Source organism: Candidatus Williamhamiltonella defendens (genome assembly GCF_900699045.1).
GTDB classification, from domain to species: Bacteria; Pseudomonadota; Gammaproteobacteria; order Enterobacterales; family Enterobacteriaceae; genus Hamiltonella; species Hamiltonella defensa_A.
The window spans coordinates 200,445-214,377 of sequence record NZ_CAADHL010000002.1; the positions used below are offsets into that span (position 1 = coordinate 200,445).

Below are 13,933 nucleotides of genomic sequence, written 5' to 3' on the forward strand. Positions count from 1 at the left end.
ATTACTCTTCAATAGAATAAAAAGGATGGCTTTGAATAAATGCATGAGAACTTTTTTTTAGTAAGGCAGGGCTTTTTATGTACGCAGGCATTTGTATTGAAATGTCTTTTTGCTGCAGATTTTTTAAATCTTCCAAAAATAATTGATTTTGAATATCTTTAGAGTCTAAATAGATATGTATCCAAGTAGAGAGAATACCAAGCGACTGATGATAGATTGTATTTTGATTTCGGGCGGCAGCCTGCGCGGCAATCAGCAGATAAGAGCGAATATTTTCTCTTAAATAAATCGTTTGATCTGGCGATAAAAATGGCTCTGCCTTAGTGTCTCGGCGACGAACGGTGATATATGACGATAAAAATTGATCCCAATTTTTTTGGAGATTTTTTCGCCACTCAGAAAGTGAATTTGACACAGGGGAAAGTTGCTTTTTCATAAAGTCCCCTTTTTCGGGGAGCACAGATAAAGGCAGATGATTGATTTGTTCGGACATTTGATTCAGCTTAAGAATGATTCCATCAATATCAACCTGATGTAAAGCAGATAAAGCGCTGATATCTGATATCAGTGCCTGGCGTACTTGAATGAGACCCGGTTGATTAAGCTTTGCCAGATTTTCATCGGCAATTTTAAGAAAAAAAATCGCGCTGTTAATGTCTTTGTCTCTCCATAATTTACGCTCTGCCATTTTTGCCCAAAAATTTGCCTCAAAAAAACACCAAATTTGATCTGGATCCCCAGAAATATTGGCCATTTTTTTTTCTAATGCAGAAAGTTTATCTGTCGATTGTTTTGTTTGAATCGCCAAATGTTTTAAAGCATCCTCCTGTTTTTTTAGCTGTAATTTGAGATCTTTTTTTTCATTTTCTTGATTTTTTTTTAATCTGATGAATTTTTCCTGTAATGATTGGTTTTCTTTCTGCTGCTTTTGAGCATAATAGTAAAGTGCAGCACTCAGGCCGATAATGAGGCTACAAAACAACAGTATCTGTAACAGTCCCGTTTTTTTTTGAGATATTTTAGAGGCACTTGATCCTTCAGTAGAGATATTATCTGTTTTTGTTATCTGATTTTTTTCTTGTTTCATATATAAGCGCCCTAATCATTAGGCCGAGTGTGCATTACATTAAATTGAGAGCACCGTATGAAGTAGGGATTCATTACTTGCATTTTCAGCTATCTGAATATCATGCCAACCCAAATGAGTAGCTATATTAGCAAACGTACACTGATCACTATCAAACGAAATTTGATGAACCAAGAAAAACGCGCTCATTCAGGAACCAGAGCATACATACGATGTATGTATTTCTTCGCTAGTCACCGCAACAGTATCTACTTTTAACCGCTGTCATTGAATACTTTTTGTGCCCCATCATAGTGAACAGGATGACGTCTATAACACTTTCAATCAATGATCTGAGCCCCGTTGTTTCAAGCGGTCACCTAATAATTCTCTGCCTCCATTTCCTCTGATCACCCTAGATCTTCTGCCATGCTTGTGCCGTATTTCGAGCAATGGTATAATAAAAAATAAATGGAAGTTATGAAAGAGGATTGCCTCTTAAAAAAAGAGGCTCAGTAATCAATCGTAGTTTTTGACAAAATAAATATCATATCCTCTTATCGCATCTGTGTTATCCGTTGAGACAACTCCTTAGATCTTGCCATTGAGAAAATTCAATTACGGGACAATGATAGGTAGTATGTCTATGCGACTGAATAAATCGAATTAATTTTGCCCCCATTGGTGAATGGTCGGGTAACTAAAACAATCATAAAATCCTCTATTGTCGATTCAGTTGTGTCAAAATTGCCTCTGCGCCCAGAGATAACAACTCATGCGCTAATTCAAACCTGATCTTTTCCGCTGAATCAAAATTCCCTCGTCTTTCACCATGAATGATGAGCTGTCCATCAGAAGCCCCAACAAAAGCCCTGAGCCATAACTCGTTCTTTTCTATTTCAGCATAGCTACCAATCGGGATCTGGCAGACTCTTTCAAGGCGATTTAGTAGAGCTCGTTCACAAGAGATCTTCAATTGAGACGTTCGATTATTTAAAGTCGCAACTAGTTTAAGTGTGACAGTATCGTCTAATCAGCATGCAATCGATATTGCACCTTGATCTGATGACGGCAATGATGTTGCTGGCCTGAGAATCTGAGTCATGCGATTTTCTAACCAGAGACGTTTTAAACACGCGACTGCTAACACAATGGAATTGTAATCTTCTTGATCCAATTTTTTCAAACGAGCCCTTACATTACCTCGTAAATCTCGAACAACGATCCCGGAATAATTTTTGTATAATTGACATTGCCTCCTTCAGTTGGACGTTCCTCTACGCTATCTGCAGGAAATTGAGCGACATCATGATATCGCAAATAAATAAACGCATCTCTGGAATTCTCTTTCTTACACAATGTGACTAATCCCAATCTCTCTGGGCAATAAAGAGACATATCCTTTATAGAATACACGGCAATATCCGCACGATTATCTAAAATATCCCGTTCTAATTCTTTTACAAAAAGCCCTTTTCCCTCTACTTTTGATAAAGCTGTGCCGAGTATATTATTATCTTGAGTGACCATAGGTAGCAATATCATCTTCAATCAGGGTGAAAACATTCTACACCTGTTTTCACATAGTGTACCTGACAAAGTGCCATGGGGCTTTGTCTTGTAGCAAGACGGATCATATTAATTTACATAAAAATCGACTTTTTTGAAAAATGTAATAAACAAGAATACATTTTATGTAAATGAGATTTTATTTAATACTTCATGCAGTATAATCACCAGACTATGATCAAGAAAAAAACATATAAACCCGGCTCAGCCCCGATCGCACAAAATAAACGTGCTCGCTACGAATACTTTATTGAAGAAGAATTTGAAGCAGGCGTAGTTTTACAAGGTTGGGAAGTCAAAGCGCTTCGAGCCGGTAAAGTCAATATTAGTGACAGCTACGTTCTTTTAAAAAAAGGCGAAGCTTTTTTATTAGGCGCCACTATCACACCTCTTAACATGGCATCTACTCATACTGTCTGTGAATCCATGCGTACCCGAAAATTACTCCTGAAACAACGTGAAATAGATTCTTTATTTGGTCGTATCAATCGAGAAGGCTATACGGTCGTTGCTCTTTCGATGTATTGGAAAAATGCTTGGAGCAAAATTAAAATCGCCGTGGCGAAAGGGAAGAAAACATATGATAAACGAGACAGCATGAAAGATCGCGACTGGAAAATCAATAAAGATCGCATTATGAAAAATGCGAACAGATAGCGATTTTGTAAAAATCGGAGGATCCAATAGTCATAATAATCGTTTTTTGAAAAAACTTGATTGATTCATGCTCTATCTATTTGCTACACTCTGTTCACTTTTGGGGCTGATTATGGATTCGACGGGATAAGCAAAGCCCAAGGTGCATGCCGAGGGGCGGTTGCCTCGTAAAAAACCGTGAAAAAATAGTTGCAAAAATTAATAAAAACAGCCCCGCTGCTAACGGCTACATGCCAGTAGCTGCTTTAGCCGCTTAATCAGCTTACAAAACTGAGGGTCTCCTTTCTCCCTAGCCTCCGCTCTTAGGACGGGGATCCAGAAGGGTCAAATAAAAAGAGCTCGCGTTAAGACCTTGCTTAGGGTTCAAGCGTTAAATTTAATTAAGCTCATCTGTTAATAGAGTGTCTATCCTCTGCTTGCAGATAACATGAAGGATAGACTAAGCATGTAGTGCCGATGGTGTAGTTATTTCGGACGGGGGTTCAAATCCCCCCAGCTCCACCAATTTAACAATATGAACTGTTTCAGTTCACTTTTTCACCTATCCCTATTGCCACGAGCATTATGTAGAAAGAATTGACAGACTGTTACGCCTTTGTAATCTCGGACTTTCACCGTTAATTCTTTCTAATTGGCCCAACACTCTCAGTGTCTCTCCCCATTCTGCCAAGCCGAAGTACATGACCTAAGAATAAAAATTTTTTAAATTAGTAAATTATTATTAGAGTTATCAAAAGAGTTTTATTGTCAAATTGATTAGGGAAGGGAACGAAAACATGGCGATAGCATTCCGTACCCTTCGACTTTGAAGTTCTGGGAAAGGCGGAAGCTTTTTCTTAAAAGATAATTATATATATTACCGTTCAAAAAAACCAGAAATCACTATTAAAGAATACAAGACAAGGGGTTTCTCCTCTAGATAAATGGCGTGCGCCCTCATTTAAATGAAAAGAGAGCCCAATCACTATGCCCACTGTTTTTGTTAACGAACTTAGTGTACGAGAAATACGCGAAGATACTAAATACAGTCAAGTGATGTTGGAAGAAGAAAAAATTCTTACTGCTGAAGGGGAATTTGATTTTGCTGCGGTGATCCTGCGTGAGGTTATTCTCACAACAGGAGGGTTTCTTATCGTTTGGGAAGATATAGGGAAAAACAGTAAATTGGTTATGTAAATGTTATCACCCGGCCGCAATGCAACCGTGCGTATTTTTTCTCTATGCTGCGCTCCGTCCAGCGCTATGTACTATACAGGCCACTGTTTAATTGATAAAATTTCTTAGATCCTTTAGGTTTTCTGATGTGTATTTGGGCACTCTGCAGGGTTCGTTAAAATTTTATTCGGCAGCGCACTTAATACCACTGCTTGTACCAGAATTACTGATGACTTTGTCCAATGAAATTAACCAACTGAGTGGGGAATTGCGTAAGTTAAATAGATATAGTGAATTTTTCGAAGAGAAAGGCCATTAGAAGAAATAACAATATTTCTTACTTCCCTACAGGGTATTCCTTTTGACAGATGGAGGTTATACGGAGATAGGTTTTCTTTATCGATCAAACTACTGTGGGGTGCTAGAGTTCAAGTTTTCCAACGTCATCTGACGTTTCTTTAAATTAAATTTAATAAAATATTTTTAATTAAAAAAGCCAAAATTAAAAACTAAATTATTAAATTTTAAATTACAGAAGAATGACTCTCTATAAAGAGTGACTCTTTATCATGCTCGGTAATATATTTTGAATAAGAAATGCGCACCATATAAATTAAGTTCTGCCTAAAACATAAGATAATCATAAGAAAAGGATAGCCTGTGTTTTAGTCACTAGTACGACTGTGATTCTTAAACAAAAAACCAGTAAGGGTCTTATTAATCAAAAGTAATTTATTAAAAACATTAAATGGATTTTAACTACTCTAGCAAATAAAAACAATCAAACAAAAACAAGCGGCATAAAAATAAATCATTACTATCAAGTATGAGATAGAATCGAAAAGAGTATGCATTTGATTTCAACCAAGGTTATGCCTTACTTAATAAGCTTGAGGATATTGCTTTAGAAATAGGTGAAGTGTTAATTAGTAAGAGTAATAAGTCAAAGGCAAAAATTTATTAAAAAGCCTTTTTTTTGGTTTATCTGCACGTTATCTCATAGAAGAACGGGTTCATAGACCAGGCGGTGGGAGGAAGTATATGCGCATGATTGCGTATATTGTAGATCAATATCCTAAAATAGTTTCAAGGAAAGACGACAGCATTAATGCTTTAAAAAATTAGTTACTTAATCACTACTACCGTGTTATTAGGCCCTATGCTTAAAGATGTATTATCGCTATAATTTAGTCATCGTTTACCTTTAAATAGCGATGTGGGAAAAGAAGCCTATATTGATCATTTGAATAAAAGTGGTCTTTTCAAATCACTATATCAACCATTTCGTACAAGATTTACGCAATGATAGCCATCAATTCTTGATGGATAGACTACGCTAAATTAGTAAAATACTTTTATTTGTTTTGCGTCATGGAATCAGTGTATGGCTAGTAGCATCTATAAAAAAAGAAGATCCTAGCATCTGGATCATTCTATCATCCTAACATAGGTGTAATGTAGTTGATAGTTGCCATGATTTTCGGAATTTTATAGAGAAATTACATGAAGTTTGGCCGGCGTTTGGATATGCATTTAAACAACGTAACTAAGACTCCCCCTTAAGTTTGTTAAGTTTTAAGCGTTTTTTGCAGGAGATTTTAAAGAAAAAAACTACTAATGCCAATAACTGAAGAGTGGCTTGGCATAATGAATCAAGTTACTTATTCCGTGCCTGGACAGAACAAAACATCTCTTTTAAATTAGAAAAGAGATGGCTGGAAAGGTCACAGATTATACTTTAACTAAAGATGATAATGGGTTTAAACAAATTCAGTCCGTGACATTGCTGCTTACTAATAAGGAGAATAAACAAAGCCCGATTACCTTTACGGGTATAATGAATTTTGATCAAGCAATCAATGAATTGAACGGTTATGCAAATGATGGTGAAACATTTTGCCGAATACTAAAAAAACTGCGCACTTTGTTTGCGTTTAAAGTACTAACAGCAAAAGTGATTGATTATGTTCTTAGAGTAAAGGTAAAATTTAATCGGTCATATTTGAAGTTAATGATAAAAATGGCAACAAGATAAGCACAGTGATATATGTTACATATCCTAATCAAAATATATTTGAGCAAGTGAAGGTTAATTTATTAGTAAATGTCAATAATATTATCGCAAATCCTGGCAACGATTTAAATATCATTGCAACCACCGATTGGTCCTCTGAATTGTGATTAAAATCGTATTTTTAAATAGAAATACGCTGAAGAACCGACAAAAATAGTCTATGTTAGACTCCATCATTTTTTATGTGAATAGTGCAGTGAAAACGAAATGGACAGAACGCGCTGACTTTTTAACCCAGATCAATAAATGTGATTACCATTATGGGAAAATTTTGTGTAAATTCGGTCTTCAGTATCAGATTATTTTTAGAAATCACACTGTTCTCGCCTAATATTAAATTTATTTCTCAGTTCTTCAGCGGTTCTCTATAAATTAAAACATGAATAAAATGGAAAATATTTTCTATGAGTCACTTTTTGCACATTGATATAGGTTATAGCTTATTAATCGTTGGCTGTTAATGCGCAGTGTATGTACTAAAATGTTTCTGAACACAGTTTACAAGTTGCTTTTGTTGCACATGCTATCGCTATCATCAAAAATCTTCAATTCCAAGGCCATTTAAATGTTGAACGTATTGCATTATTAGCGATCTACCATGATGCCAGTGAAGTAATCACGAGTGACCTTCCTACACCCATCATATATTATGATAATAATATTTCTGATGCGTATAAAAATAGAAAAATAGCACAACAACAATTGATCAATATGTTACCCGTTGAGTTAAAAAAGATTTTTACAGTTTCTTAGATGACAGCTACCGAACTGAAGAAGAAAAATATTAACAAAACAGGCAGATTTTTTATGCGTTTATATTAAATGTTTATAGGAATTATCAGCAGGTAACAACGAGTTGCTTCAAGCAAAAAACGGTTAGCAAAAACTAAAAATGATAAATATGCCTTGAATAAATTATTTTATAAACTACTTACTTCCTAGTTTTTCGTTATATTTAGATTAAATCAGTGCGCAAAATTCTGAATAAACTTTTTATAAAACCTACTGACCTCTTCTAAAGAATCTGATTTATAAATTACCCAAAAAGTTTTATCGCATTTTTTAAAAATGCATTTTATAATATCAGCTAAGAATTGATAGCTAGATGGCGGTTCGATCGCCATAATTTGCCTCTTTTAAATTGAGAAACTTAAATCTTACTGATTGTGATCTTTTAACACAAATCAGAAATTGTCTTGAACGCTATCTTTTTATAAAAAGAAAATAATTTTATAAAAATTTTTTGAAAATATTATGGCTTGATTTTTATTAATTTATTGTTATTAAAAACCTTTTTTAATAAGGACAGAATAACATCAATTTAAAAAGAAACCCTTTCTATCTTTGATTTTAAGCATTTATTTATGGAGCATACATAAAGTTATCCGCAGGAATGGTGGATAACTCTATTCCCTCTATCTGTGATTAAGACCGATAAAATACTTAATTTTTTACAAAAATTTTTTATTTTTTGAATTTTTTCATATTAATTTGAATTTTTATTCATATTTGTGATATGAGCTGTCTTGCTTATTAAAATGAGATTAATAAAGATTACCCAGTTCCTTCATTAAAATCACGTTTTAATATTATTCATTTAATAAACAAATATTGAGATAATCACCAAGATAATTTTTTGTATCCTTCAAATTAATAGGAAGGTAATGGATGACACCTACTAATGGCGATACTAATCTTTTTTCCAAATTTGAAAAACATTCTTTTTGGCGATCTATAACGGGGGAAACTGCGTTGTCTATCCTGATAATGGAATATTATCTTGAAGAATGGCCTGATTTGTAAGGAAAGCGTGATTAAGGAAGCCTATTTTTAACGCCACCACCATGATCACTTTTAACTTTTCTTTTTGAACCCAATCTGCAAAGATGATGCGGCCTGATAGAGGCGTTAACCAACCGCCCGATTCCTCAATGCATATCCAATCGGTCGAACGTTCTTGCCTTAATCCCTGACATAAGTCAGGGAAGTATTTTCTTTCTGATAGGCTGGTAATATGAGATGCGCTAGCCTCTAAAAAGGTGATGGAGTTGACCTATTCATCACGTGAATTTTTGAGTGCTATAGGCTTGCAAAAATATCTCGTCTTTATTTTGTGGACCCTATAGCTTCATCAGGCTTCCTGAAGCGACTGGTTTATATCCCGCGGTAAAATGGCCTTGTTGAGAGTCGCTGTTTGCAATAATTCGCACATGGTAAAGGTTTGATACCCACATCTGTATCTATCCTACTTATCAACCAAGACGTAATCACGATAAATAATCCTATACACTAATTGATAACTGAGCAGATACTCTCCGAACTTGATAGGATCAGTATGTTCCAGTTTTTAGATGCATACACGACCTGCTTAAGCCCACTTTACGCCCTTGATGTACATGAGTTGTCATGACACCTCTTAAAGACTGTATGAGTGATCTCAGATCAGGATAACACACTTTGGATAAGCACATTTTGAATGTAGAGTGATAAGGCGTACAGATCTGTTGGATTATCCTCGAAAGATAAAAAACTATTAATATGTGGTTCGCTCTTCACCTTTGCCGGGCTTGAGCAAGTTCTTTAAGGGAACTCATGTCCAGATTTGAAAATACAATCACGCCTCTAAATTGAGGCGTGCGACGAAATTCTGCTAAAACTACTTTTAAATCATCACACTATTGAATCTCCATGTTACTAAAAAACTGAACTATTTTTTAATCTAAAATAGGAAGATGTTCAGTATCTAATAATAAATGAGCCTCTGCCATTGATTTTTTTTCACTTTTTTCAACATCTAGAGAGACAAATTTAGTGACAATACCCTGTTTCTATTTTGTCGTTAAAATTGACTGAAATGTTCTATACCAAAACTCGCATTAAGCACCCAATACTTTTGAATATCTCCAGTCATCTGTAACAAACGAAAGACCACCTCTTTTTGTAATCAAGCGACTTTCTGATAGCTATGAGCAGCTCGGCTGAAGACTGAAGTAATATCGGTTTTCTTAACCGATTGAATGAAAAAATTTTTTGAGATATAATAAAAATAAGTGAACTCCTTCCAATAACCTGGCAAGATCATCAAATTCTTTTGTTGCCGTGATCGTAATACGCAGTTTTTCTGTACCATTCGCATTGTAGAATGGCTGTATTGCAGGCATCCATAGCCTATAATCACGTAATTTCAGTTATAATTATTATATTGATGGTCAATTTTTTAAAAAATGGGTTGAATGGCAGAATCTCTACAAGTGCTTTATAGATTCCTGAAACCATGCATTCCCTGGCGAAATCGCACAATATTTGCTTGAAGCTGTTGACGCAAATAGATCTCCTATTTTCGCATGCATTTTAACGCCACCAACAACGCGTAAGCCTAAGCTGTCGGCATCCGCCGGGCTGTAGATCAAATGTCGTGAAAATTTTAAAAAGTACTGTGCAAGATCTTATGATCACAAAATCGCAGTACCACTTAAATCCAGGCTTTTCCAAAAGTGACTACCAGCACTTCCGGTTTAACTCTCTCTTGACAGCAACTCCCTCTCCCTTCTACGACGTCTATACCATACACATCGTCTACTAATAATACGTTACTATGTTGATGTAATAGGCCTAGATACGCTGAATCTTCGACTATACTAAATAACCCTTTTTGATCACTAAGGTCTCTCTAGATCAAGGATTTTTTAAGTGTTTTGTAATGAATCGAGTTGATGATATGCAAAATGAAAAAATAGAGTAGAGGAATAGAGCATTTCTTCCAGTAAAAAAGCATGGCTTAAACGATCCGCCAAAACACGATCGCATTGCTTTAATAGCGAAGCCAATAAAGCTTGATTAGCACTATATTCAGAAGTAAAAATAGTGAGCGCGAGTAATCCAGCGAGTCTGAGAGAGTTTCTTGAAACCAGCGTAAGGCTTTGTATATCCTATAATATATCTCTGGCCGCCACTGCCGATACCATACTATATTGCTCCTTTTTGACAATATTTAATCACTTCTTTATTCTGGCTGAGCCACAAATAATAATTGCTTGAAAAATTGAGATAGCGCCGATCGTTGGTGTGTAACCATCGACTTGTACCTGTTTGATTAACGAACAGAGTGCGATAAAGCCTCTGATACTGTCTATGTTGTAGGGCCTACGATATTTTTTTAGCCAGCTTTAAATGGCTGCATTATAAAAATAAGATGAATCTTCTTTTTACTCAATTTTTTAGTTTTGTGCAAAAAGAGACGAGTTTTCTGAGAGGGTTTTGACAAAAAAATTTTCCAAGCGGGGCGGTTTTTACTTGAATCCATTGTGGATTTAATTCTAATTGACGAAACAACTGTACATTCTTGTCTTCCGATGAATTTGACGTGATCAGCAAGTTACTGCCATAAAAAATCGAATTGGCACCGGCCATAAAACATAGGGCTCGTGTTTATGCGTGCATTTTCTCTACCTATAGAGAGACGAATATAAGTAGCAGGCATCATAATACGAGCAACCACGATAGTCCGTATAAAATCAAAGACATCCAAATCTTGTTTATGCTTAAAAGGAGTTCCCTTCACCTTGTCCAGAATGTTTATAGGGATACTTTCAGGTGTCGGTGATACATTTGCAAGCTGTTCCAACAAATTGATACGGTATTTGTGGCTTGCTCCCATCCCAATAATCCCACAAACTTTAATCCCTGCTTGACGGCGGACTTCATCTAAGGTATCGAGACGCTCTTGATAGGTACTGGTTGTAATCACACTTGAATAAAATTCAGGAGAAGTATCTAAATTATAATTGTAGTAATCCGAACCAGCGTTCATGAGGTGATCTGCTTGGGTTTTGTACAAGCTTCCAAGTGTTATACAGGTTTCCATCCTTTACAATCTTCATGGCAGGTGCCGGTTATTTATAGATAATGAAGTGCTAATTTGTACCTGCTGAGGCTCAAAATATTGACGATAAATCTGCCGGACACTGAATAAAAGCTCGAGTATGGGTTGCTTAAAAAACGCAAAGCTTTTTGCAATGTCTATGTTACCTATTTGGGAATCTGGTTTCTATAAACTTCTCCAAAAGAAATAATAGAAACAGTCTGAGCAGTTTAATTGATATCTGATCAGTTTGCGACGTGAAAGTTATCTCCTATAAAATAAATGGGATTGGTTAAAGAACAAATCCATCGGTCATGAAATATTCTCAAACTGGAGGCGATTAAGTTGAGCATAAGCGCCTTTTTGAGCTAGCAATTCAAAATGTCGCCCTCGTTCAATAATACAACCATTTTCTATCACCAAAATTTCATCTGCCTTTTCAATTGTTGATAACCGATGAGCAATCACTAACGAAGTCCGATTTTTTTTTAATTGTTCTAATGCTTCTTGAATAATTCCTTCTGACTCTATATCTAGCGCTGAAGTAGCTTCATCAAGAATTAAGATGGGGCAATCACGTAATACCGCTCGTGCGATCGCGATGCGTTGACGCTCTCCTCCTGACAACATAACCCCGTTTTCTCCAATAAGAGTATGGAGCTCTAGATCCATTTTTTTAATAAAATCAATCGCATGAGATACATGTGCTGCTTTTTCTATTTCTTCATCACTGTAATGTCCATGAAAAGGGTAAGCAATATTATTTGCTACTGTATCATTAAAAAGGTGAACATTTTGAGACACTAATGCAATCTGATTACGTAAAGACCTCAGCTTATAATCACGCAAATCACAGCCGTCTACTAAAATATGACCAGAGCTAACATCGTAAAAACGAGTTAATAGTTTAGCAATAGTGGATTTCCCTGAACCAGAGCGACCCACTAAAGCCACCATTTTTCCAGATTCAAGGTGTAGATTGATGTCAATAAGGGTCGGGGTATTTTTCCCTGGATAAAAAAAAGTGACATTACGAAATTCAATTTCACCTTTTGATCGTTTGATTTCTAATGTTCCTAAATCTTCCTCTTGTTGCATATCCAAAATGGAAAATAGAGTTTGACAGGCGGCCATGCCTTTCTGAAATTGAGCATTTACATTCGTTAAAGATTTCAGAGGACGCATTAAAGCTATCATAGAGGAAAAAACCACGGTAATGGTACCTGCTGTTAAGGTTTCTATTATTGACGGAAAACTCGCTGCATATAAGACGAACGCTAATGCAAAAGAAGCAATTAACTGAATAATAGGATCAGAGATGGATGAGGCTGAAACCATTTTCATGCCTTGTTGCCTCATGTCATTGCTAACTTTATTAAATCGCTCTCTTTCCGTTTTTTGGCCACCGAAGATCAACACTTCTTTGTGCCCCTTAAGCATTTGTTCTGCAGTAGCAGTGACTTGACCCATCGTATTTTGCATATCTTTGCTGATGTTTCTAAAACGTTTAGATACTATTCGTATGATGATTGAAACAATAGGGGCAATAACAATAAGAATTAGTGATAATTGCCAGCTGTAATAAAACATCAAAATAAATAAACCAGTAATAGAGGCCCCTTCTCTCACTAGGGTAATTAAAGCACTGGAAGCAGAAGAGGCAACCTGTTCTGAATCATAAGTAATCCTAGACAATAAAGTGCCAATAGATTGCTGATCAAAAAATGTGACTGGCATAGCCATCATATGGCTAAATAAACGGCGCCTAATATTCATGACGACTTTTCCTGATACCCAAGAAATACAATAATTTGAAATAAAACTTGTCGTGCCACGGATAAACATTAAAGCAATTACCATCAATGGCATCCAAGTCATTATTGTACTATTAGTTTTACCAAACCCATCATCTAATAAAGGCTTTAGCAATGACAACATGAAAGTATCACAGCCCGCATTAATAATTAATGCGACAACGGCAACGATTAAACCCATTTTAAAAGGATTTATGATTGGCCAAAGGCGACGAAAGGTTTGCCACGTAGAGAGATCTTGATCAGTTATCATTAAAATATCCAAAGCTTATTGATGTTTGAAACACCAAGTGGTTGATGATACCAAAGAGGCATGAATTCTTCGCGGTAACTCCGAATTTTTCACGTTTTATCAAAAAAAACACGGTTAATTGCCCAGAAAAAGAAGTGTCTTGCCATAAAATATGATTTTTTAATAACGTTTAATTATTTTTTGTGCTGGTAAATGCCATTGATTATAACGAGAGACCGCAGCGAAAGCGAAAGGAGGTTTCACTGCTCTTTAAAAAGGTGAGGTGGATGATGTTTTATTACCATGATGAGGTACTTATAAAAAAGTAGGGGCCAATTAATGGCCCAATTGTTGAATGAGTTGATATTCATTCTTGACTTATAAATCACCACTAAGGAATCAACTATATTGACGATCGTCAATCTGAATGACACAAGAATCGTTATTCTTAGCGTTTTCCTATCGTTTTTTAAGCCAAAATACTTCAAAATTGAGTTCTTGCTAT

7 protein-coding genes, 1 other RNA gene and 4 pseudogenes are annotated in these 13,933 nt (G+C 35.7%); 6 read left to right on the forward strand and 6 right to left on the reverse strand.

Going from position 1 to position 13,933, the window contains the following annotated elements; translation table 11 throughout:
• Position 1: 1 nt before the first annotated feature.
• On the reverse strand, positions 2–1,087 hold the full coding sequence (gene hemX, locus CICURV3402_RS04035; protein WP_158379947.1) for a uroporphyrinogen-III C-methyltransferase: 1,086 nt from the start codon (positions 1,085–1,087) through the stop codon (positions 2–4).
• Between the two features lie 700 nt (positions 1,088–1,787).
• Positions 1,788–2,703: pseudogene (gene hemC / locus CICURV3402_RS04040) on the reverse strand (hydroxymethylbilane synthase).
• Between the two features lie 106 nt (positions 2,704–2,809).
• Between hemC and smpB the strand changes: the two are divergent.
• The 6 genes and pseudogenes from smpB (at position 2,810) to CICURV3402_RS07180 (ending at position 8,324) form a co-directional block, all read left to right on the forward strand.
• On the forward strand, positions 2,810–3,292 hold the full coding sequence (smpB, locus tag CICURV3402_RS04045) for an SsrA-binding protein SmpB (protein ID WP_158379948.1): 483 nt from the start codon (positions 2,810–2,812) through the stop codon (positions 3,290–3,292).
• 102 nt (positions 3,293–3,394) lie between these two features.
• Positions 3,395–3,796, forward strand: a transfer-messenger RNA (tmRNA) gene (gene ssrA / locus CICURV3402_RS04050).
• 462 nt (positions 3,797–4,258) lie between these two features.
• Positions 4,259–4,468, forward strand: coding sequence for a hypothetical protein (locus CICURV3402_RS04055; RefSeq protein WP_158379949.1), 210 nt, complete (start codon positions 4,259–4,261; stop codon positions 4,466–4,468).
• Between the two features lie 1,690 nt (positions 4,469–6,158).
• Positions 6,159–6,482 carry a hypothetical protein gene (locus CICURV3402_RS06710; protein ID WP_235667646.1) on the forward strand — a complete coding sequence of 108 codons (324 nt, stop codon included), beginning with the start codon at positions 6,159–6,161 and terminating at the stop codon, positions 6,480–6,482.
• 499 nt (positions 6,483–6,981) lie between these two features.
• A pseudogene (yfbR, locus tag CICURV3402_RS04065) lies at positions 6,982–7,485 on the forward strand (5'-deoxynucleotidase).
• Between the two features lie 704 nt (positions 7,486–8,189).
• Positions 8,190–8,324, forward strand: a complete 135-nt coding sequence (locus CICURV3402_RS07180) for a hypothetical protein (protein ID WP_268904299.1) — start codon at positions 8,190–8,192, stop codon at positions 8,322–8,324.
• 442 nt (positions 8,325–8,766) lie between these two features.
• On the opposite strand, the pseudogene CICURV3402_RS04070 reads toward CICURV3402_RS07180, so the two are convergent.
• The 4 genes and pseudogenes from CICURV3402_RS04070 to msbA form a co-directional block, all read right to left on the reverse strand.
• Positions 8,767–9,603 (reverse strand): annotated as a pseudogene (locus CICURV3402_RS04070) (malonyl-ACP O-methyltransferase BioC).
• A gap of 604 nt (positions 9,604–10,207) precedes the next feature.
• On the reverse strand, positions 10,208–10,348 hold the full coding sequence (locus CICURV3402_RS04075; RefSeq protein WP_187306938.1) for a hypothetical protein: 141 nt from the start codon (positions 10,346–10,348) through the stop codon (positions 10,208–10,210).
• 475 nt (positions 10,349–10,823) lie between these two features.
• Positions 10,824–11,553 (reverse strand): annotated as a pseudogene (locus tag CICURV3402_RS04080) (biotin synthase BioB); the annotation flags it as partial.
• Between the two features lie 141 nt (positions 11,554–11,694).
• Positions 11,695–13,449 (reverse strand): lipid A ABC transporter ATP-binding protein/permease MsbA, encoded by a 1,755-nt coding sequence (msbA, locus tag CICURV3402_RS04085; protein ID WP_158379950.1) that lies wholly within the window; start codon positions 13,447–13,449, stop codon positions 11,695–11,697.
• Between the last annotated feature and the right edge of the window lie 484 nt (positions 13,450–13,933).